Source organism: Methylobacterium persicinum (genome assembly GCF_022179525.1).
GTDB classification, from domain to species: Bacteria; Pseudomonadota; Alphaproteobacteria; order Rhizobiales; family Beijerinckiaceae; genus Methylobacterium; species Methylobacterium persicinum.
Map to the genome: position 1 here is coordinate 1 of NZ_BPQX01000021.1, position 20,426 is coordinate 20,426.

General features: G+C 65.3%; 17 protein-coding genes and 1 pseudogene. 9 read left to right on the forward strand and 9 right to left on the reverse strand.

The genetic code is table 11. From position 1 onward, the window contains the following. Positions 1-80 precede the first annotated feature (80 nt). Together MFF22_RS08800 and MFF22_RS08805 are read left to right on the forward strand one after the other, a co-directional pair. A complete protein-coding gene (locus MFF22_RS08800; RefSeq protein ID WP_238248594.1) occupies positions 81-290 on the forward strand; it encodes a hypothetical protein in 210 nt (69 codons plus the stop codon). A 340-nt stretch (positions 291-630) separates the two neighbouring features. After that, the gene (locus MFF22_RS08805; protein WP_238248595.1) at positions 631-1,362 is read left to right on the forward strand and encodes a class I SAM-dependent methyltransferase; all 732 of its coding nucleotides are present in this window, start codon (positions 631-633) and stop codon (positions 1,360-1,362) included. A 435-nt stretch (positions 1,363-1,797) separates the two neighbouring features. On the opposite strand, the gene MFF22_RS08810 is transcribed toward MFF22_RS08805, so the two are convergent. The 6 genes and pseudogenes from MFF22_RS08810 to MFF22_RS08840 form a co-directional block, all read right to left on the reverse strand. Next, positions 1,798-2,103: a transposase gene (locus tag MFF22_RS08810; RefSeq protein WP_238248596.1), complete on the reverse strand. Its 306-nt coding sequence runs from the start codon at positions 2,101-2,103 to the stop codon at positions 1,798-1,800. A gap of 144 nt (positions 2,104-2,247) precedes the next feature. Further along, positions 2,248-3,059, reverse strand: a pseudogene (locus MFF22_RS08815) (transposase); the annotation flags it as partial. 821 nt (positions 3,060-3,880) lie between these two features. Continuing rightward, positions 3,881-6,067: an autotransporter outer membrane beta-barrel domain-containing protein gene (locus MFF22_RS08820; RefSeq protein WP_283206164.1), complete on the reverse strand. Its 2,187-nt coding sequence runs from the start codon at positions 6,065-6,067 to the stop codon at positions 3,881-3,883. A gap of 135 nt (positions 6,068-6,202) precedes the next feature. Further along, the gene (locus MFF22_RS08830; RefSeq protein ID WP_238248598.1) at positions 6,203-10,690 is read right to left on the reverse strand and encodes a beta strand repeat-containing protein; all 4,488 of its coding nucleotides are present in this window, start codon (positions 10,688-10,690) and stop codon (positions 6,203-6,205) included. A 126-nt stretch (positions 10,691-10,816) separates the two neighbouring features. Further along, positions 10,817-11,638 carry a hypothetical protein gene (locus MFF22_RS08835; protein WP_238248599.1) on the reverse strand — a complete coding sequence of 274 codons (822 nt, stop codon included), beginning with the start codon at positions 11,636-11,638 and terminating at the stop codon, positions 10,817-10,819. Positions 11,639-13,133: 1,495 nt separating this feature from the next. After that, positions 13,134-13,307: a hypothetical protein gene (locus MFF22_RS08840; RefSeq protein WP_238248600.1), complete on the reverse strand. Its 174-nt coding sequence runs from the start codon at positions 13,305-13,307 to the stop codon at positions 13,134-13,136. A 167-nt stretch (positions 13,308-13,474) separates the two neighbouring features. On the opposite strand from MFF22_RS08840, the gene MFF22_RS08845 reads away from it, so the two are divergent. The 3 genes from MFF22_RS08845 to MFF22_RS08855 all read left to right on the forward strand — a co-directional run bounded on the left by MFF22_RS08845 (position 13,475) and on the right by MFF22_RS08855 (position 15,014). Further along, positions 13,475-14,071, forward strand: a complete 597-nt coding sequence (locus MFF22_RS08845) for a ribosome hibernation promotion factor (protein WP_238248601.1) — start codon at positions 13,475-13,477, stop codon at positions 14,069-14,071. A 146-nt stretch (positions 14,072-14,217) separates the two neighbouring features. Next, positions 14,218-14,685, forward strand: coding sequence for a PTS IIA-like nitrogen regulatory protein PtsN (gene ptsN / locus MFF22_RS08850; protein ID WP_238248602.1), 468 nt, complete (start codon positions 14,218-14,220; stop codon positions 14,683-14,685). Further along, complete coding sequence (locus MFF22_RS08855; RefSeq protein ID WP_238248603.1) at positions 14,685-15,014, forward strand: hypothetical protein; 330 nt, start codon at positions 14,685-14,687, stop codon at positions 15,012-15,014. Before ptsN ends, MFF22_RS08855 begins: the two co-directional genes overlap by 1 nt. Positions 15,015-15,056: 42 nt before the next feature. On the opposite strand, the gene MFF22_RS08860 is transcribed toward MFF22_RS08855, so the two are convergent. The 3 genes from MFF22_RS08860 to ftsE all read right to left on the reverse strand — a co-directional run bounded on the left by MFF22_RS08860 (position 15,057) and on the right by ftsE (position 17,636). Then, positions 15,057-15,722 carry a YdcF family protein gene (locus MFF22_RS08860; RefSeq protein ID WP_370877549.1) on the reverse strand — a complete coding sequence of 222 codons (666 nt, stop codon included), beginning with the start codon at positions 15,720-15,722 and terminating at the stop codon, positions 15,057-15,059. A 262-nt stretch (positions 15,723-15,984) separates the two neighbouring features. Continuing rightward, positions 15,985-16,947 (reverse strand): cell division protein FtsX, encoded by a 963-nt coding sequence (locus MFF22_RS08865; protein ID WP_238248605.1) that lies wholly within the window; start codon positions 16,945-16,947, stop codon positions 15,985-15,987. Then, the gene (ftsE, locus tag MFF22_RS08870; protein ID WP_238248606.1) at positions 16,944-17,636 is read right to left on the reverse strand and encodes a cell division ATP-binding protein FtsE; all 693 of its coding nucleotides are present in this window, start codon (positions 17,634-17,636) and stop codon (positions 16,944-16,946) included. Before ftsE ends, MFF22_RS08865 begins: the two co-directional genes overlap by 4 nt. Positions 17,637-17,837: 201 nt before the next feature. On the opposite strand from ftsE, the gene MFF22_RS08875 reads away from it, so the two are divergent. From MFF22_RS08875 to MFF22_RS08890, 4 genes are all read left to right on the forward strand, one after another. Further along, positions 17,838-18,635: a zinc-ribbon domain-containing protein gene (locus tag MFF22_RS08875; RefSeq protein ID WP_238248607.1), complete on the forward strand. Its 798-nt coding sequence runs from the start codon at positions 17,838-17,840 to the stop codon at positions 18,633-18,635. A gap of 129 nt (positions 18,636-18,764) precedes the next feature. Beyond that, on the forward strand, positions 18,765-18,950 hold the full coding sequence (locus MFF22_RS08880) for a twin transmembrane helix small protein (protein WP_238248608.1): 186 nt from the start codon (positions 18,765-18,767) through the stop codon (positions 18,948-18,950). A 136-nt stretch (positions 18,951-19,086) separates the two neighbouring features. Beyond that, positions 19,087-19,719, forward strand: coding sequence for an acyloxyacyl hydrolase (locus MFF22_RS08885; protein WP_238248609.1), 633 nt, complete (start codon positions 19,087-19,089; stop codon positions 19,717-19,719). Between the two features lie 45 nt (positions 19,720-19,764). Continuing rightward, positions 19,765-20,337 carry a cob(I)yrinic acid a,c-diamide adenosyltransferase gene (locus MFF22_RS08890; RefSeq protein ID WP_238248610.1) on the forward strand — a complete coding sequence of 191 codons (573 nt, stop codon included), beginning with the start codon at positions 19,765-19,767 and terminating at the stop codon, positions 20,335-20,337. Positions 20,338-20,426 lie beyond the last annotated feature (89 nt).

Here is a 20,426-nt window from a genome sequence, read left to right on the forward strand (position 1 = left end):
ACGGGAGAGGCCATCCCGTTCCACGTCACCGCCGAAACCTGCGTCGAGCCTATGACCGAGACGGGCGTGAGGTTCGGCCGATGGATCTGACCAATGCGATCCAGAACCACGTCCGGGCCATCCGTGCGATCTGCACGCCACCCTGCCGGCACGAGGGCGAGCTTCCGATCGACCGCTTCCCGACCACGATGGCTGTCCGAGACGTCGGGCTGTACCTGCGCTGCACCGCCTGCGGGCGGAAGGGGCCGGAGATGGAGCCAGTGTGGCCGCTGCGGAGCGATGCGCCGTAGGGTCTGGAGCGCAAGCGTTTAACATTGCCCGGTATATTGAGGCGTGAAAATTCGCATTCAAGCCACACGCAATGTTGTATAACCCAATAATAATATTTCGTATCGCATAATTCATCGATGCGAATTTGTAAGTTTTATACCTTTTTAGTCGACCTTACCTGTCAAGCTAATACTCATAAGCTGAAATTCATTTTAGCAATGCCGCAGTCTACAAATCTTGACTATCTCTGTTGATCGCGATAACTACGACAAAAACTTGACGGCTCGGCCATATTGATAATAAAAGTTCGATAAAGCTGGCTTGTCTTCAACTATATATGCCAAATTGAGATGGGCGGAAATGATAAATCTTCCTAAAAAAATCATGGATGTTGTCAATACGTATGACAGTCAGACGGGTTACTATAAAAAAAACAATGGAGAACCGGATGGAATTCATACGGAGTTAGAAGTTCTAGAGATTTGGTATAATTTGTGCCGGATGATTAGGCCCACGCGTGTCATTGAGACCGGCGTCTATCAAGGGTTGTCGACGTGCTATCTTGCAGCGGCCATGCACGATAACGGTCTCGGCGGCAAAATCTATGGCATTGATCCCCTCCCGCAGAATCATCTCTGGATCGGGACAGAGTTGGAAAAGTATATCGAATATTTGAGTATTTTCTCCTACGGGGCTTTGCCCTATTTGGTGGGCCAGGAGTACGATTTGCTCATCGTAGACAGCGAGCACACATACAAGACAGCGAACCTAGAGCTGGTGAATTTCGAACCGCTGGTCCGCCCCGGTGGCTACATCATCATGCACGACACCCTCTTTCATGACGGTGTCGCCCAAGCGGCTCGCGCGCTTTATGATTCGCCGCGGTTTGAGGTAATTACATTCGAAACGCCGCGCGCGAAGCAGACGCCGAACATAAAAGACCCGGTCTCGATGGGCCTAACGATTGCTCGCAAAGTCAATCACGGCCCACCGATCTCTACCGATCCAGGCTGGATCGGCGTTGGGGAGAGAGACCCGGTCGGACCGGAGCCCTGGCTACGCCGCGTCGTTCGCCGCGCATCGGACGTGTGAAAGAAGAAAGCCCACCTCGGCACGCGCCGGGTGGGGTGAGAATGCTCCCGGAACATCTCGGTCCGGTTTGGACAGGTCGCCTACTCGGCCGCTATGGGCACCTGCGTAGGTGTGAAGTAGAGTGTCAAGCGGCGAACAGTGCATCAGGCCGATCTTCGTTAGCACCTTCGAGCTAAAGGCCGACACCGCAGCAGCTATCGCGCTCCAGACCCACTTCTGCGTCGTGTCGAGGCGCTTCTCGGCTGCGTCGATCCGCTTGTACAACGCTCGGCTGTCCTTATCGATTCCCGAGCGGGAGACGAAGGTCGCAATAGCCTGCATCACGTTGGTATGCCGCGCCTCCGCCGCTGCCTGAGCGGACTGGCCGACGGCGACGAGCGGGTTCTGGCGCTCCTTGATCCGCTTTAGGGCGACTAGAGTGTGGTGAGGCTTTAACTATTTTAACCATATGACGATGGCGGCCAGGGTGATAAATCCAAGGAAGTTGAGGGGCAGTTTGTCGTAGCAGGTCGCTACGCGACGGAACTGTTTGAGCTTGGCGAAGCACCGCTCGACCAGATTGCGCTCCTTGTAGAGATGGTGATCGTAAGCATGGGGGCGGCGCCGGTTGGGACGCGGCGGGATCACGGGCTGTGCCGGCTGATCGAGGATCGCGTCGTGGAAGTGCTCGGCGTCGTAGGCGCGGTCGGCGATGACGAGGTCGCAGCCCAGACCTTCTATCAGGGCGGCGGCCCGGACCACCGCGCCTTGCTAGCCGGGTCCGTCCAGCCACCGAACGGGATTGCCCAGCGCATCGCAGGTCAGATGGATCTTGGTGCTCAATTTGCCCCGAGAGCGACCCAGGCCCTGGGCATCAGCCAGCCGTCCTCTCTCGCTACGTAGGACGTTATCCACCGGGAGGCTCCTCGGACGGCCACGAAGCCTGACCAGGGCGTCAAGTGCTTCGACAACCTGGAAGGCGCGGAAGTTGGCTCTCGGTCTCAGTGAGAGCGCCTCTCGTGTATGGCAGTCGACCACCGTCAGGATCCGGAACGGCCGTCAGTCGAACAGGCCGTCAGACATGAAGTCCATCGCCCAGACCTCGTTGGGACCACCGATCGCCGGTCGCCCCTGGCGGTAGCGCCAGGCCCGTTTGCGCTTGGGCAGCTTGGGCCGGATCGACAGCCCTTCGTCCCGGTAGAGGCGGTAGGTGCGCTTGTGATTCACGATTCAGCCCTCCCGCCGCAACAGGATGTGCAGCCGCCGGTGGCCATAGCGCACCCGCGCCGCCGCCAATGCCTTCAGCCGCATGCGCATCGCCGCCTGCGGATCCGACCGCTTCCTGTAGCGCTGGGACGAGCGACCGAAGCCGGTCGCCTGAAGAGGCCGACGTTCGCCGATGTCGTAGGCCGCCCGCAGGTGTCCGGTGACCTCACGTCGAACAGCGGGCCTCACCACTTTCGTTTAGTCACGTCCGGCAGCATCGAGCGATCCAGCGTCAGGTCAGCGACAAGCCGCTTGAGCTTGCTGTTCTCGTCTTCCAGCTGCTTCAGCCGCCGGATCTCCGGCACGCCCATGCCGACGAACTGCTTCTTCTAGCGGTAGAACGTCGGCTCGGACACGCTCATCTTCCGGCAGGCCTCGTCCACCGTCGCGCCGTTCTCCGCCTGCCGAAGGGCAAAGGCGATCTGTTCATTCGTGAAGCGTTTGCGAGGCATGGCATCCACCCTCCTTCAGGGTTCAGGATGCCCGAAAAATTTGTGCTCGGCCTGGACCAGTTTGCCGGGTTAGGGTCAAGGTCGCAGGCTCAAATCCTGCCACTCCGACCATTTACCCCCTTGGGGAAGGGTCTTCCCGGCTCAGAGAGCAAACCGCCGACCACTGGCTCGGCCAGAGATTGGCGCAAAAAGTGACCAATCAATCCTGTCGGTCATAGGATCCGGCACTTTCCACGCTGCTCGCTTCCGACGCTGCCCGTCAAAGACCGCACATGCGTCTTCCATATGGTTTGTGGAGGTGTGCCCGCAGCGACTCTCGATCATCTCGACCGTCATCACGATACAGCCCGAGCGCTCCCACAGGTCCATCCTGGCCTGGACGCCCCACGTGACCGTCGTGCGCGTGATGCTGTGCCGTAAGCCGCCAACGGACATAGCGCCCGCCTTGGCCGGACGGGAATGTCCGCACCGCACAGGCCCGACGCCGTTAGGGCGAGCGTTGTCGTCGCGACCGAGCCCGGCTCGGCGTGTGCTTTTCCTGCCGTCCCGATGCGGGCATCGACGTCGGCCGTGCACAGGGCACTGGCGATGTCCTCAAGCGTGCGATCGCCCCACCACGCCAGCGGCGCCTCGATCCGCTGCAAGAGTTCGTGACGGCGGGCCGCACGGCGCCCTTGAAAGCGCGCCGTGCGGCCCGCCTCGCGCTCAAGCCCGAGCACGTTGCGGAACGCGTCTCGCGAGTGCCCCGAATGCAGACATCCGGACGAGCCGTCGTCTCGGTCCCTGCGAGCGTGAGCAACACAGTCTTATCGCGCAACGCCTCAGAAGCGGATTTCGACGTTGCCCTTGACGCTTTGGTCCGAGGCGTGACGGCCGGCCTGCGCCGCGTAGTTCACCCCTAGGCTCACCGTGTCGCTCGCCCGGTACGCCAGGCCTGCTTCCGCCATGACCGCGTCCCCGTCGATCCGCGCACCCGATACAGCGAACGCGCTCCCACCAGACCCAAACGCTACCAGCACACGTGGAGACACGTCGCCATACGCGTGATGCCACCCCACAGACCACCGCGCCAGAAGCGGCAGATCCGGAGACAACGCCAGTTCGCCGCGAACCCCCGCCGTCGTCGTCCCCACTGACGTCGAGCGGCCCAGCACCCGCAGACCCGCTGCGCCCCCGCTTTCGCGCACCTCGTCCTGGCCCAACCGGATCGCCGCCGCCTGCACCACCGGCGCCACGAACCCCGCAGACACGCCGATCCGGTATCCCACCTCACCAAAGCCCTGCACGATCGTCCCGTCCCGCCGGCCATGAGCTGTGTCCATGAACCCGGGGAACAGGATTGTGCGCTGCGTCGTCGTCTGCGTCCCGCCCCCCATCACACCTAGCTTCACGTCTACCGACCCCAGCAGAGCCCCCGCATACGCTCCGCCGAACACCGTCTTCAGATCAGCTCGCGACGAGCGCGCGTTCACCGCCAGCGTGTCATCCGTGTAGCCCCCGGCCACACCCACTCGCCAGGCCGACAATTCTGCAGTGTCCAGCCGCCCATCCGCGCCCAGCACAAACCCGTTCACCGAACGCTTCAGCGCCGCCGCGTTGCCGTCACTCCCCGTGCGGCCGAACGTGCCGAAGCCCGTCCCCCATACCGCCGGAGCGAACCGTGACGTTGCCTGTGCATCCGCTGAAGTCCCACGTGCCGCCTCGTCCAGACGGCCCGTTATCGCCTCGCGTACCACTCGGCTGTCCTCGATCCCGGCGGTCAGCGCGCTGGCATGGATCTCTCCCGACACCGCATCGAAGGCTTGCCGGGCACCCGCCGCCGACTGTGACAGCACGGCGGCATAGACCCGACCCGACCCCAGCGCCTCCACTGCGGACGCCGCCGCTCGCTGGTTGCTCGAGCCCGCCACAGAGGCGAAGTGCACCACAGAGACGCCCCCACCCGCGTTCCCGCCACCGCCAACCGTTCCACCGGTCGTACCACCCGTATTGCCGGGCGTGACACCGGTATTGCCGGGCGTGCTAACCGTATTGCCGGAGGTGCCAACCGTGTTTCCGGACGTGCTTCCGGTGGTGGCTTGAGTGAAGCCCAAGCTTACACCCGTCGCGTCGTAGCTTAGCGACGGTTGCAGGAACGCCAAGTTCGTCGTCGTTTGGAGAGTTGCAAACTGGCCGCTCACTGCGGATGCGTTAAGGATCCGGTAGCCCTGGCCCGCCGCGTAGGTGCCCGACCCTGCTTGGACGTCCACCGTCCCGCCCGAGAGAGTCGCCGCCCCCGTGGCGGTCAGCGCGTCCGTATGGCCGGCCGCATCGATCCGCACCCGATAGGTCGAGCCCGCCGCAAAGCTCACCGGACCCGCCACCGTCAGCGTCCCGATCCCCGACGCCGAGCCCGGCGCCACCGTCGCCCCTGACAAAACCGTCAGCCCCGGCACCGTGCCCGACCCGCCCAGGCTCGCCCCGCCGCGCACCGTCACCCCCGATGAGGATGTGATCGAGCCGTCCACTTGCAGGCGGCCCGCCGTCACGTCGGTCGCCCCGGTATAGGTGTTGGCTCCGCTCAGCACGAGAGTGCCGGTGCCGACCTTCGACAGGTCGCCTACCCGGGAGATCGCCCCGGAGATCGTCACCGTATGGTCCTCGGTGTCGATGATCGGGTCGCCCTTCTGCGGGAAGCTGATGGCGTTGGCCAGGTTCAGATCCCCGGCGAAGGCCAGGGTCGTCCCCTCGTTCAGCCTCACCGCCCCCGTGCCCAGCGCCTGCGCATGCCCGATCTTCACCTTTCCGGTCTCGATCGACGTCCCACTCTCGTGACTGTTGGTTGAAGTCAGGACCAGCGTGCCCAGATCCGTCTTGGTAAGGTGCCCCCTGCCCTTCAAAGGCGAGTCGATCACGGCCGTGATCGCGGCTCCCACCGCTGTCCCATCACCCACACGGATCGTCATCCCGTCGTCCAAGACCGTAATGGCGTCACCATGTACGGAATAGCCGGTCGTTGCGAACTGCATTCCCGATACCAAGACCGGCCCAGCCGTTCCATCGACTTTCACCGTGCCTGACGCTCCCGTAAAAATTGCCGTGGCCTGTTGCAGGATACCCGTCGAGGTCGTGCCCTTCTGGTTCGTCCATACCGTGTCGGCCGTTTACGTGCCGCTACCGCCTTCGACCACACCGGAACCCGGCTTCCCAGCATTCCAGAACGACGCATCAGCCGGACTGGTGAGCAAGCTCACCGTCTTTCCGACCGTATCCGTCTGGATGGCCATGTCCGGCACGTTCACGCTGCGATCGAGCGCGCCTACGGTCATGCCGTTTCCGATCAGAGCGCCCGTGTAGCTCATGATCCGATAGAGACCCTTCCCGTAGCGACCGGTCGTGGTGCCGACATCGAGGACATGAACCGTTCCCCCGACGGTGCCCGTGCCGCCGAGTTGGCCCTTGTCCTGCACCTTGACGTCGCCGGTCACGCTTCCCGTCAGGGCCATCGTGCCGCCGTTTACTTCCGTGCCTCCCGTATGGGAGTTCTGACCGGAGACGATCAGCGTGCCGTTGCCGGTCTTGATCAGGCTGCCATTGCCCGACAAAGCCGCGTCGAGGCTCGAATCCTTGCCGTCCACGCCGATCGTCAGTGACGCCTTGTCGAGGACGACCGACCCCGGGCCGGTGATCTTGCCCATCATCTCGTCGGCCGCGAGCTTGAAGGTCGCGCCGGAGGCCACGTCCACGCTGCTTGTATCGCCGATGGCGTGGCCACCACTCGCGACGAGGGTGCCCGCCGAGACCAAGACGTTGCCGGTATAGGCGTCGTTGTTGCCGGACAAGATCAGCGTACCGTTGCCGGCCTTGTCGATCTTCTGGGTGCCGGTGAGTGTCGATGAGATTGTCGCCGTCCCGCCACCGACCACGGTCTTGTCGTCCACCGAGTTGCGGGTCGTGGTGTTGTTGTTGAAGCCCACCAGGGCGATCGAGCCGCCGGTGATCTCGTAGCCGTCCGTCTTGAAGGAAAGGCCGGCCACGCTCGGCGTGGTCCCGTTGCCCACTGTCACCTTACCCGCCGTGCCGGAGAAGATCCCCAGTCCGTTCGCTCCGAAGATCTCGGAGGTGCTACCTTGGCCGTTCGTCCAATTCTTCGCGGTAGCGTCCCATGTTCCGTTGCCGCCCGTGACGCCGGTACCGCCTCCGCCGGTGCTGTTACCGTTCAAGTATTGCCCGGCGGTGACCAGCAGGTTCACCTGCCCCGCAGTCGAGGTGTTGACTGCGAAGAGAACGTCATCCGAGGCCGTGCCGATCGTCAGACCGGCACCGCTGAGGCTGCTGGCGTAGTCGAACAGCCGGTAGGTGCCGCTGCCGAAGCCAGCGCCCGGCTGCAGGTTGAGCTTGCCGTCCAGGGTCAGCTTGCCGGTAACACCGATCGCCGCCGTCGCCGAGGGTGCGCCTAGAAGAAGTGCGGTGTTCGCTGCGGAACCGAGGGTCAGATCGCCCTTAATCTTGAGGGTGGTGGTGCCGACGACCCCGCTGAGGGTGCCGCCATCCTGGATGGCCACGTTGCTGCCAATGGTGCCCACCGTCAGGCCGACCGTATCGCCGGCGAGGGTCGCGGCCTTCTGGACCGTGACGTTCCCGGCGAGGCTTCGGCCGCCGCTCACCACGAGCGTGCCGCCCGCCACCGTCGTGCCGCCGCTCAGGGTGCTCGCACCGGACAGGATCATGGTCCCCTTGCCGGCCTTGACGAGGCCGAGCGTGCCGCCCTCATCGTCGTCGGCAAGGACGCCGGAAAACGTCATGTCGGCATCCCCGCCGACGCTCAAAACGGCCAACGGGATGTTCGCTCCGCCAGTCACCGTACCGCTGCCGGTCAGGGAGCTGATAGCCAGCGACGTGTTCAGAACCCGGAACGTACTGGCGGCTTCTACCGTCACGGCCACGGTGCTCGCCAAAGGCGATACCGGGGTGCTGTCGGTCGACTCTAGGTTGATAATGGTTCCGCTCGCGGCGAGCTTACCCTCGGAGATCGTCAACGGCCCAGTGAAAGTGTTCGATCCTGATAGGATAAAATACCCATCACCGGTCTTCTTGAGCTCGCCGGATCCTGTGATCGTCCCGGAGAATTGATAAGCCGTACCCGCAGCCTCGATCGTCAGGGTATTGCCCTTGAGATCGACCTTACCGGTACCGCGCAAGGTCAGGGTGCCGGTGCCGTTCATTACCAGAGCCCCCGAACCGGAGATCGTCCCGGAATATTCGGTCGAGCTGTTGTCGCCGCCGAGCGACAGCGTCGCGTTTTTGCCGACTGTGACCGAGCCCGTACCCGCCAGGGAGCCGATCGTGCTCATCGCGACGATATTCAGGGTCGCGCCGGAGGCGACCGTCACCGCCCCGGGCAGGGTGGTGTTGTTGGTCGAAAGAGCCAGGGTTCCGGAGCTGATGGTGGTGGTACCGGTGTAGCCATTCGTGGCGCTGGTCATCCCGGTCCAGGTCAGCGTGCCTGCGCCCGTCTTGGTCACGGTGCCGCTGCCGGAGATGAGGCCGGCAAAGGTCTGATTCGTCTCGTTGGCAAAGATCAGGTTGGCGTTGTTCGTGATGCCGCCGGCGATCGCGCCTGCGGTGTGGCCGTCGCCGATCTGCAGTGTGCCCCCGGTGATCGTCGTACCGCCCGTGTAAGTATTGAGGCCGGTGAGGGTCAGGGTGCCGGTGCCGCGCTTCTCCAGGGAACCCGTGCCGGAGATGATGCCGGAATAGGCCCATGTCCCGCTGTCGGCGTCGTTCTTACGGTCGACGATCAGCTTTCCGTTGTCCACGATGTCGCCGGCCACCAACCCCGTCGTGCCGCCGGCGCCGATCTGCAGGGTGCCGGCCGTGATCGTGGTCTTGCCCGCGTACGTATTGTTGGCCGACAGAATCAGCGTGCCACCGCCGAGCAGCTCTAAACCGTCCGTCCCGGCCAGCGTCGCAGCGACCGTGGCGGTGGCAGAGCCATTGACGGAGACCTTCGGCGCCGCCGCATTGTCCGCGAGGGTCAGCGTGTCGCCCTTGATGGTGTAGCCGTCCACCTTGAAGGTCAGGCCCTTCACGGAGACCGGGGATGCGCCCGAAGCGCTGTCGATGGTGACCGTGCCCGCCGTGCCGGCGAAGATCGGCGCCTTGTTCGCGCCATAGGCGTCGTGGCTCGTGCCGCCCTCGTTGGTCCAGTTCGTAACGGCCGGATCGGTCTTCCACGTCCCGTCGCCGCCCACGACGGCGGTCGTCGCGCCCGACGTCGTGTTGCCGTTCCAGTAGGGCGGCGGGGCGGACACAGTGAGGAGCAGGAGTTTGTGGGTCGTGTCGAGGCTGACGGAAAGAGTACGACCTCCACCGCCCGTAATACTGGAGAAGGCATCGCTCCCTGCGGGATCGGCCCCTGCATATTTGATGAGCGTGTAGGTGCCCTCGGCGAACCCGGTGAGGGGTACGATTCCGAACGTGCCCTTGTAGCTGAAGGTCGTCGCCACGCCGATGAGCGCCGTCGAGGATGGCGCGCCGAGGGAGGCATAGAACGTCGAACCCGCGGCAAGGGTGAGAGACTTGACGCTGAGCGACTGGGTGCTGCTGCCCGATCTCGGCTGCAAGCCGAGGGTACCGCCGGACTTGACGCTCAGGTCGCCGGCGATGCTTCCCGCGGCGGCGGCGCTCCCGCCGACGGTTCCGGCCTGGAATGTGCCCCCTTTGTTGACGATCACGTCGCCTTGCAGCGAGCCCGTCGCGTCCTTCGTGCCGAGCACGAATGTGCCGCCATCGACCGTCGTTCCGCCGCTATAGGTCTGCGCGCCCGTCAGGACGAGGGTGCCGGTCCCTGTCTTATCCAGGGAGCCGGTGCCGGAGATGACGTTACTGTAAGTCCAAGTGTCGTTGCTCTGCTGGTTGTTGCGGTTCACAACTAGCTTATCGTTGTTCACGATATCGCTCTTGACCGAACCGACGATGTTGCCGTTGCCGAGCTGCAAGGTGCCGGAGGTGATCGTGGTCTTGGCTGTGTAGGTGCTGTCTGCCGTGAGGATCAGCGTTCCGCCGCCGTCCAGCTCGATTCCCGAATAGGCACGAAGTGTCGTGCCGATGGTTGCGGTCGTCGTGGCGCCATTGACGGTAATCTTCGGCGTGCCGGACATCGCAACCAACGACAGGGATGAGCCTGTGAGTTTATAGCCATCCACGTTGAAGATCAGCCCTGCGGCGTTGACCAATATCGGACCTCCGCTGTCGATCGTCACAGTGCCGGCCGTTCCGGCAAAGATTGCCGACTTGCCAACTTTGAAGCCGCTATGAAGCGTACCTGAAGCGTTCGTCCAGTTCGAGTATGCAGAGTCGACCTTCCAGGTACCGTCGCCGCCGACAATTGCTGTGGTAGTTCCGTCGACTATTGATCCGTTCCAGTACGGATCGGGATAAAGGATGTTGAGGCTCAGTAACTTATTTGCCGCGTCCGCGACTAAGGTCAATACATAGCCTTGAGGACCCGTCACGGATGAAAACTGATCTGTTTTTGCTGGAGCGGCGCCATTGTAATTTATAACGGCATATGTTCCATCGGCGAGATTGCGACCGTCATCGGCGACTGTGAGAGCGGAATTATAGCTGAAGGCGTTGTTGACTTTCATAAGCGCAGTGCTCTGCGGTGAACAAAGGTGAAGAGTGAGCGTCGACCCGGACGAGAGAGTCAGGCTGTCAACGACCAACGTTTGCCCCGTACTCATTCCGGCTTTCACGGACAGGTTCGCGCCGGATTATATCGACATGGCTCCCGATACAGTACTGGTCTTGGCCGCGAAGACAGCGAGTGTGCTTCCGGCAAGCACATCGACTCCGCCGTTCAATGTCGCGCTATCAAGCCAACTTCCCAATTGGAGGGTGCCTTGCGTCACCTTCCAATTGCCGGTTCCGAAGGTTCCTTGTGCCCCGTCCACAATCCACGTCGACGAGGCATCCGGTGCGACCTCGATCTTGTCGAAACCTCCAAACGTCGCAAGAGTGCTATTTTTATCGCCATCGACTTTCGTCAGGTCAAAATAGCCGCCAAGCCCCGAAATCTTGAAAGTATTTGACGTTCCGAAAGCAATAACCAACCCACCGATAGTGGCGTAGGAATTTACTTTTGTGAGGCCATTGCCCTTCAACTCGAGAGTGCTATTGCCTCCATCGAAATGGATTGCGTGAGCGATTCCCCCCAACCCCGACCCACCTGCAACGGTAGCTGTAGGCGCCAGCGTGAGCGTGAAAGAGGTCCCGCTGATACCGAGTGCACCCGCCCCAGAGTTGTCGACATTCCCGGAATGACGATCCGCTGCGCCACCTTTGCCGCCCATGACGGTCACACCGTCGTTGACGGTGATTGCGGCGCCCGATTGGGTCAGGAGCAGCCCGTAGCCGCCGTCTCCTCCGTGACCAGGATTATTGTCGCTGGTCTTGCTGCTGCCGGAACCACCCTTGCCGCCGGCGCCACCGATTATGTCGTATTGGATCGTGTAGGAGCCGGAACCCGTGAAGACGGCACCGTAGCCGCCTGCACCACCGCCACCGCCAGCGCCGTAGTTCGTCCCATTGGCCACACCGGCACCACCATTCCCGCCGGCGCCGCCGGCTACGGCCCCAGTCGGTGCGGATGTGCCGACATAACCATTCGCGCCGCCACCGCCGCCACCGCCACCGCCGGTCGAAGGCCCATCACCGCCATCTCCCCCTGCACTTCCGGTTCCTGTCGCCCCCGCGCCGCCGCTACCGCCGCCGCCGCTGCTGACGCTACCGCCGCCGCTGCTTCCGCCGCTGCAACTTCCGGCGTTGTTGCCGTTGGAGTTGCTTGGCGCCCCGCCAGCGCCACCGTTGGCACCGACGCCGCCGCCACCACCACCACCGCTGTAAGTGGTGCCGTTACCACCCGGCGAGCCCGCGCCAGTGCTGTTCGTAGCCCCAGCAGTGCCTCCCCCATTAAAGCTGGACGTACCGCCTACGCCGCCGCCTGCGAGGGCCGCCCCGCCTGTCCCAAGCGGTGAAAGAGCCGAGGGGACCGCAACGAGGGCGGTGGACGCGAGCAGTGCGACCATCCAGCCGACCCGGAACCGACCCGCTCCGTGGCGATTCGCGCTCTCGTTGATGTTCGGCATCCGGCAAACTCCGACAGTGGCCACGCCGATGTTAAGGCATAGCCACGATAAGCATTCGCATCGCTTCTAGGCGCAGGACCTTACAATCTGAAGACGATACTCCGCTTTTATCAGCTGAATCGATCTATATGTGCCATATTTCATCGGAAAACCTGCGGTTGTTACGCCATACGGCATGCAGATGAGCTATAATAACGAAGATAAATCTTAAATTTAGGCTCGAATATCATCAGATATTGATGGCTCTTAGCCCTACAATCTACAGTCATTGCTTGCTATGGCGCTGTCGGGGCGGAAGGCCACCGAGGCCGAACCAACGGTCGGGCCGTCGGCTTTCGCAAAGTTCGCGGCATTGCCCCTCGGCCACCAAAGGCGGGACCACGTGTGAGAGGGGTCCCTCAGTCACCGGAGCGTCCGATGGCGGCCCGCACGGCGTTCGTCCTGATAACGAGTACCCACGCCGCCTTCGATGACCAGACAGGCTCTCCCGCGTCGTCCCTGTGGTTCGAGATGGCGGGCTCCCCGGCGCCACGAGGCATGCCGGCCTCTCCAAAGGTCGCCCGCCTGAAGTGCGTCAACGTGCGCCGGACGCGCGGCGACGGCGGCATCAGATCATTGACTAAGGACGTGATCTGGAATGTCGGCAGCCGCAGCGGAGGCGGCTTCGCCTCCGCCCGCTCTGGAGTCCGTTCGGCGGCCAACGGCCTGCCGCGGTGCTAACCGCGGGCTCTTCACTTACGCGAGTAGATTGGCCCAGACGTCGGACTCGGCCAGGGCTTGCACGATGGAGGGGTACGATCTGCGGAGCTTTTCGCAAAAGAGGCTCTGGATACCCTGGATGGTCTCCAGGTCGGGCGAGCGATCTATTAGATCCGGGTTAATCCCGGCCGGCCGCAGGTTTTTGGTCAGAGTGAGCGACGCAAGCGGAGCCCGCGAAGGCCCTCTACCGGATCTCGCCCGTCAGCCGCCCACGCAGCGCGCCAAAAAGGCTGTAGCAGGCGATCAGGCAACCGACGCTCATCGCGCCCAGGCAGCTGATCGTCCGGACCGGCTCACCGCGAGCTAGGACGATGGCCACGGTCAGCGGAATGACGGCGAGGACGAAGAGAACGGTCATCGCGGTGCCCTACTCCATACGTTCACCAACCTAGGATCGAACGGGTTAATCGTTTGCAACTGGCGCTTGCAGCTTGGTCATAGGAACGGACCAAAAGCCCGACGCTCCGTTGACTTGCGTGGAATCGGGTCTCTAATTCCTTAGCCTGCACAAGCATGGGAGGGATCATGAGGTCGTTGCGCGTCACGGGCCACGGCGTGGATCTCGGCGAAAGTCTGCGTGCCAGGGTCGAAGAGCGGATGGCGGCGACGCTGTCGAAGTATCTGGACGCGCACATGCAGGATGGCTGCACCGGCCACGTCACCCTCCGCCGGGACGGCAGCGCCTTCCGCACCGATTGCGTGCTGCACCTCGTCTCGGGGCTGACGATGGAAGCGGTAGGCGCGGCCCACGACCCCCGGGTGAGCTTCGAGCAGACGGCCGATCGTCTGGAAACGCGCCTGCGCCGCTACAAGCATCGCCTGAAGGAGCATGCGACCGCCGCCCGGAACGGGACCGCCATCGAGGCGGCTTACGCAGTGCTCGCCCCACCCGACGACGAGGATGCCGACCCGGAGCCCGAGGGCGACTCGCATCCGCCGATCGTGGCGGAAAGCACCCGCGCCCTGGAGCGCCGGACCGTCGGCGAGGCGGTCACAGCCCTCGACATGACAGGATCGCCGGTTGTTGTCTTCGTCCACGCTGGTACCGGACGCGTCAACATCGTATACCGGCGCAGCGACGGGGCGATCGGCTGGGTCGATCCTCCGGCCGGCGGCGCCTGACACTCAGCAGGCGACCGCAGAACAGAGCCGGAACCGTCTTCGGGGTCCATTCATTGGACGAAGGCGTGTCCGTCTCCGGATGGGCACGGCGATCTTGAGGGGGCCGGCTCCCCGGGGGAGCTAGGCGGCGGAGCTACGGTCGTTCCATGCCACTTCTCGAGTTTCTGGACCCCGAGTCGGTGGTCGCCTCCCTGCGCGCCCGCTCGAAGAAGCAGGTGCTGCAGGACCTGGCGAGCCAGTCCGTGCGGCGTCTGCCCATGCTCTCGGATCGGGCGGTGTTCGAGACGCTGCTGCAGCGGGAGCGCCTCGGCTCGACCGGTATCGGTGAGGGCGTGGCGATCCCGCACGGCAAGCTGCCCGGCCTCGACCGGCTGTTCGGCTTGTTCGCGCGGTTCGACCGGCCGGTCGATTTCGAAGCCCTGGACGGCGAGCCCGTGGATATCGCCTTCCTCCTCCTCGCTCCGGAAGGAGCCGGCGCGGACCATCTGAAGGCGCTGGCCCAGGTGGCGCGCGTCCTGCGCGAGCCGGGGATGCTGTCCAGCATCCGCGCCGCGCGGGATGCGGCGGCCCTCTATGCGCTGCTGACCCGCAACGCCGCGTCCCAGGCCGCCTGATGCCGATTCGCCGTTTGATCGTCGCCGTAGCCCTTGCCGGCGTGGTGATGCCCGCCCACGCCCAAGGTAGCGATACGACCTGTCCCCGGGATGTGGTGGTCGCGCAATCGATGCAGCGGCAGGCCATCGATCAGCTGGAGCAGGCCGATCTATCGGACCTGACCAAGAGCTGTCGGGTCTGGCGCCGGCACGTGGATACGATGCGCCGCGTGGCGGCCGTCTATGCCCGGTGCCTGTCAGGCACCGAGCGAACGACGGGGCTCGCTCAGGTCCAGGGTTCGGAGAAGGAATTCGCCGAGGCGATCCGCGACCGCTGCAAGGGGCAGTAAGAACCGCCCCACCGGCACACCCGCCGGGTTCGGCCCGTCCGCTCAGTCGATCCCGCGCATCAGCGGCTCGGCGACCATCTTCACCGGCTTGCGGCGGCCGATCAGGATCGCCGCCCGGGAACGCTCCGGATCCGCCTCGAAGCGGGTGCGGACCCAGCTCACCAGGAACTTCACGTATTCCGACGCGAGCAGCCGCGCGGCGGGCGGGCTGCGCCACCACGAATCGGCATCGAACGCCTCCGTCACCACCGGATGGGGGACGATCCGCTCGCTCTCCTGAAGGGCATGATCGAGTTCGATCAGCGTCCGGGGCATGTGATAGTTCGACGTGACCACGGCCACGGTGCTGAAATGGTGGGTGCGCATCCACCGCCGGGTCTCGATGGCGTTGCCGATCGTGTTGCGCGCCCGGTAATCGAGATCGACGCAGCACGAGATCAACTCACGCTGGGTCGGGTTCAGACGGGCGATCTCTTCCCGGCTCGTGCGCTCGTTCACGCCGGTGATGAGCAGGCGGCGGCCATAGCCGGCCGCCAGCAGATCGATGGCGTCGCCGATTCGCTGCGCCCCGCCGGTCAGGGCCACGATCCCGTCGGTGCGGCCTTCCGGGGTCCGCTCCTGGCGGGCGACGGTCCCGACGAAGGCGAGAAAGCCCGCCACGAAGGCAACGAAGCAGAGCCCGGCGACCGCGACGCCGCAATGGACCATCACATCGCCGGCCGTCCGGCGCGTCGGGGGAAAGGGCGTCTCGGGCGTGCGGACGGTCCAGACCCAGCCGATGGCGTCGGTCGCGAGGGAGACGGGGGCGCGCGTCATCCGCGTGTTCATCCTCCGGAGCCTAGCGCCGAATGCGGCGACGTGGAGGCAGCCCCTTCGGCTGCCCACAGATCACTCTCCCAACAGGTTGCCAAACACTTAAAGTGCCCGGAGGTTCTCGTTCTTGAAGTTGCGGCCGCGACTATAGGCGCAATCAAGCGAGGTATCGCCGGACGGTGATACGGGACACCGCTCCGGTCACGACGGAGGCGATTCCCCCGATCACGGCGATGCTCAGGTACCCACGCCAGCCGATCCGAAACGCGCCGAAGAGGGCTTCGATCTCCTGGCCCGCGGGTCCGGCGGTTGCCGAGCCGGTCAAGAGACCGGCGATCAGGAAGGCGAGGATGGCGCAGGCTGCCCCGATGGCGCCCCCGCGAAGACCGAGCCCGAAGAAACGCGCCTGGAAGGCGCGGGCAATGTAGTCGTCCCCCGCGCCGACGAAGTGCAGCACTTCGACCACCTCCTTGTTGCCGGCCATGGCCCCGCGGGTGGCGAAGGTGACGGCGAGACCCGTCGCCACGAGCACCAGAACCACCAAGGCGATCCCCGCTCCCACGAAGGCGTTCGCGGCCACCGACAGGCGCTGCAGCCAGAGGGCGTGGTCATCGAGGCTGGCGACGCCGGGCAGGGTGTCGGACAACCGACTACGCAAATGCCCCAGGGAGACGCCGTCCCCCGACATCCTGAGAGCGATCAGCCGCGGGACCGGCAGGTCGGACAGGTCCAGGCCTGTACCGAGCCAAGGTTCGAGCAGCCGCTCCGATTCGGCCTTCGAGAAGACCCGCGTCCGGGCGATGCCCGGCTCCTCCCGGGCGATGGCTTCCGCCTTGGCCACGTCGGCATCGACGTCGCGGCCCGGGCCGGGGCGGACCTGGATGGTCACCTCCTGCGCGACGCTGGTCTGCCATTGTGCGGCGTTGGTGGCCACCATCTCGGCTCCCCCGGCGCAGAGCCCCGCCAGGAAGGTCAGGATGGCGATGACCGCTGCCAGCGAGCGCCCGGCGGCGGTATCCGTCGGGACGAGGGGCGCGTTGCGCCGCAGGTTGGCCGGGAGCGTCGGATCGGCGGGGAACGCCGCTGCGGCGCGGGCCCGCGCCTTGGCCGCGATGCTCATTCCTCGATCCGGAGCCGGCCGGCGTTCAGCACCATGCGCCGGGCATTGACGGCATCCATGATGCCGAAGTCGTGGGTGGCGATGATCACGGACGTGCCGAGCTTGTTCAGTTCGAGGAAGAGGCGCAGCAGGCGCCGGCCGAGGGCGGGGTCGACGTTGCCCGTGGGCTCGTCGGCGAGCAACAGGTCCGGCCGGGCGATCAACGCCCGGGCGATCGCGGCGCGCTGCTTCTCCCCGCCCGAGAGGAGGGGCGGAAGGGCGTGCATCCGCTCGCCGAGCCCGACCCAGCGTAGCAATTCCACCACCTCCGCCCGGTAGCTCGCCTCCGAGCGCCCCTGCACCCTGAGGGGGAGGGCGACGTTCTCATAGGTGGTCAAGTGGTCGAGGAGGCGGAAATCCTGAAAGACCACGCCCATCCGCCGCCGGAGCAAAGTCAGCTTCTCGCTGGAGATGCCCGAGGTCTCCTCGCCGAAGATCGCGACCGTCCCCCGGGAGGGTCGCACGGAAAGGAGGATGAGGCGCAGCAACGTCGTCTTGCCGGCACCCGACGGTCCGGTCAGGAACTGGAACGAGTGGGGCGCGATGCGGAAGCTCACGTCGGAGAGCACCTCCGGCCCGAGGCCGTAGCGCATGCCGACATGCTCGAACTGCACCACGGGCCGCTCGGCCCCCGGCAGCAGGCTCTTCATGGATGCCTGAACGTTCAACGCAGTCCCGCTGCTTCGCCCGAAGGCAGGGATTGAGAACCACCGCGCGGGCCGCTCCGCGGGCGCGGCGGCAGCCCTGGCGGCTTCACGCGAGGTTAACTCCGTTCCGGCACCATTTCTCAAGAGTTTTTCTGCCGCCAGCCGTCGCGGATGGCGGGAGCGGCCGCATCGAGTACCCCGCCGATGTTGATCACCTGCCCGACCTGCGCCAGCAGCTATCGCATCGATGCGGCCAAGATCGGACCGGAGGGCAAGTCGGTTCGGTGCGCCGCGTGCCGGGAAACGTGGTTCATCACCCCCGACGCCGCCGAAGAGGAGGCCCCGGAGGCCGCCCTCGCGACGCAGGACGAGGCCCCGTCCGACCCGGTGGCCGACGCCGCCTGGGAGGAAGCCACCGCCGCCGTCCGGGACAACGCCGTCCCCGAGGGCGACGGCGCGGACAAGGAGCCCGCACCCCGCAAGCGGAAGCCCCCCGGCAAAAAAGCCCCCGCCAGGAAAGGCGGGGCGAAGCGGCGGCCCTCATCCGGAAAAGGCTTTCCCCTGTCGCCGCCTGCGATCGGCCTCCTCGTCCTGCTCGCCGCCCTGCCGATCGCCTGCCTCGCCCGGTCGAGCGTGGTCGGCCTCGTGCCGCGAACCGCGTCATTGTTCTCGGCTATCGGCCTCCCGGTGAACCGCCGCGGACTGGAAATCCGCGACGTGGTCGCCTTCCAGAGCCCGGCGGCGGAGGACCGTGGGGCCGAACTGGTGGTCGAAGGCGACCTCGTGGGTGTGGGGCAGGGGGACGTGCCTGTGCCGGGCCTGCAGATCGAGATCAGCGATGCCGCGGGCAAACCCCTGCGCGTGTTCCCCGCCCGGGCGCCGCGGTCGGTACTGGGCGCGGGAGAAACTGCCCGCTTCCGGGCCCGGCTCGCCGATCCGCCGGCCGCAGGCCGGGGGGTCCTTCTCCGTTTCGCCGATGCGGAGACAACCGACCGGCACTGAGGGAAGCGGAGGCCGGGCCACAGCACCGCGACACTCCGCAGCGCCCCGCGGGCTGTGCGGCGGCGCGCTGCCGGCTATAGGTGCTGATGCGCCCTGCGCCGAAGGCCGCGCCGCCCGGGATTTACCGCGATGTCGTCCAACACCCTCGTCCTCATCGCCTGTCTCGCCGTCGCGATGGTCCTCGTGCTCGGCCTCGCCAACATGATGCGTGGTGGCAGCGCGAACGTCTCCCAGCGGCTGATGCGCCTGCGCGTGCTGCTGCAGTTCGTGGCAATCGTCCTGATCATGGGCGTGGTGTGGTGGCGTTCCGCCTGAGGGGCCGAGGCGCACTGTGACCCGGGCGCCGCATCCCTGGCATTTCCAAGGGGCGGCGGATGAAACCGGGCGCAACGGCTGAGCTCCGTGGTAGTCTCGGCGCATTGAGTTGCACTCGTTTGCCCACCGAGACCGTATGACCGCCTCCTTCCGCGTCCTCGTCGTTGGCCTCGTCACCGGCGCCGCCCTCGTGCCCGCCGCCGCCGCCGATCTTGGCACCTACCGCGCCCCGGTGGCCTACGCGGCCCCGGTGCAGCCCCTCAGCTTCGTGTCCGAGATCAGGATCGGCGGCGCGGTGCAGGATCCGGGCAGCGCCGAGGGCAAGGCCCGGGGGTTCAGCACGGAGAACGTCAACGGCGAAGTGCTGCTGGCCAAGCCGGTGGTCTTCCAGGATCCCTTCTGGCAGGCCTTCATCCCGCGGCCGACCGTGGGCGGCAGCTACAACACCGGCGGCCGGACGAGCTACGCCTATCTCGGCGCGACCTGGACCGTGGAGATCCTGCCCGAGACCCTCGGCCACCGCATCTTCCTGGATGGGTTCTTCGGCGGCGCGGCCCATAACGGCTATACCGGCCCGAAGGTCTTGACGCCCTATGGCTTCAACACGCTGGGCTGCTCGCCGCTCTTCCGGGAAGCGGCTGCCCTCGGCTATCGCCTGACCGAGCATTGGTCCATCATGGCCACCGTCGAGCATATGTCGAACGCCGGCCTGTGCGCCAACAACCGCGGCCTGACGAACTTCGGCGGCAAGCTCGGCTACACGTTCTAAGGCGCGCCCGCTGACCCGGCGCGCGTTGCGCGGGGGGAGCGACCCTTGGTCAAGCTGAACCGGATCTATACTCGTACCGGCGACAACGGCACCACCGCCCTTGCCGATGGGCAGCGCAGGTCCAAGGCGGACCTGCGCGTCGAGACCTACGGCACGGTGGACGAAACGAATTCCTGCGTCGGCCTCGCGCGGCTGCATGCGGACGAGCATCTCGACCGCATGCTCGGTGCCGTCCAGAACGACCTGTTCGATCTCGGGGCGGACCTCGCGACGCCGGAAGGGCCCGAGCCGCTGCCCTACGAGCCCCTGCGCATGGTCGCCAGCCAAGTGGAGCGGCTCGAGCGGGATATCGACGCCCTGAACGCGACGATCCCGGCGATCAAGTCCTTCGTGCTGCCCGGCGGTTCAGCCTGTTCGGCCTACCTGCACTTGGCCCGGACGGTGTGCCGCCGGGCGGAGCGGCTCGCCGTCCACCTCTCCGAAGCGGAGGGGGAGGTGGTATCGCCGGAGGCGATCCAGTACCTCAACCGCCTGTCCGACTTTCTCTTTGTTGCGAGCCGGGCGGCCAACCGCAACGGCGCCGACGATGTGCTCTGGGTGCCGGGCGCGAACCGCTGAGCCGGCCGGGGCGGATCGCCGGGGCGGCGCAGCCCCGCGTTGACAAGGCAGAAATGTGGCCGTTACGGTCCCGCCGCCTTCCGCGGAGG

What these genes read in the sequence shown, in the direction of transcription:
- MFF22_RS08800 (WP_238248594.1), top strand. Translation starts at nt 81, where the DNA reads ATGGATCTGACCAATGCGATCCAGAACCACGTCCGGGCCATCCGTGCG.
- MFF22_RS08805 (WP_238248595.1), top strand. Translation starts at nt 631, where the DNA reads ATGATAAATCTTCCTAAAAAAATCATGGATGTTGTCAATACGTATGAC.
- MFF22_RS08820 (WP_283206164.1), bottom strand. Translation starts at nt 6,067, where the DNA reads ATGCAGTTCGCAACGACCGGCTATTCCGTACATGGTGACGCCATTACG.
- MFF22_RS08830 (WP_238248598.1), bottom strand. Translation starts at nt 10,690, where the DNA reads ATGAAAGTCAACAACGCCTTCAGCTATAATTCCGCTCTCACAGTCGCC.
- MFF22_RS08840 (WP_238248600.1), bottom strand. Translation starts at nt 13,307, where the DNA reads ATGACCGTTCTCTTCGTCCTCGCCGTCATTCCGCTGACCGTGGCCATC.
- MFF22_RS08845 (WP_238248601.1), top strand. Translation starts at nt 13,475, where the DNA reads ATGAGGTCGTTGCGCGTCACGGGCCACGGCGTGGATCTCGGCGAAAGT.
- ptsN (WP_238248602.1), top strand. Translation starts at nt 14,218, where the DNA reads ATGCCACTTCTCGAGTTTCTGGACCCCGAGTCGGTGGTCGCCTCCCTG.
- MFF22_RS08855 (WP_238248603.1), top strand. Translation starts at nt 14,685, where the DNA reads ATGCCGATTCGCCGTTTGATCGTCGCCGTAGCCCTTGCCGGCGTGGTG.
- MFF22_RS08860 (WP_370877549.1), bottom strand. Translation starts at nt 15,722, where the DNA reads ATGGTCCATTGCGGCGTCGCGGTCGCCGGGCTCTGCTTCGTTGCCTTC.
- MFF22_RS08865 (WP_238248605.1), bottom strand. Translation starts at nt 16,947, where the DNA reads ATGAGCATCGCGGCCAAGGCGCGGGCCCGCGCCGCAGCGGCGTTCCCC.
- ftsE (WP_238248606.1), bottom strand. Translation starts at nt 17,636, where the DNA reads ATGAAGAGCCTGCTGCCGGGGGCCGAGCGGCCCGTGGTGCAGTTCGAG.
- MFF22_RS08875 (WP_238248607.1), top strand. Translation starts at nt 17,838, where the DNA reads ATGTTGATCACCTGCCCGACCTGCGCCAGCAGCTATCGCATCGATGCG.
- MFF22_RS08880 (WP_238248608.1), top strand. Translation starts at nt 18,765, where the DNA reads ATGTCGTCCAACACCCTCGTCCTCATCGCCTGTCTCGCCGTCGCGATG.
- MFF22_RS08885 (WP_238248609.1), top strand. Translation starts at nt 19,087, where the DNA reads ATGACCGCCTCCTTCCGCGTCCTCGTCGTTGGCCTCGTCACCGGCGCC.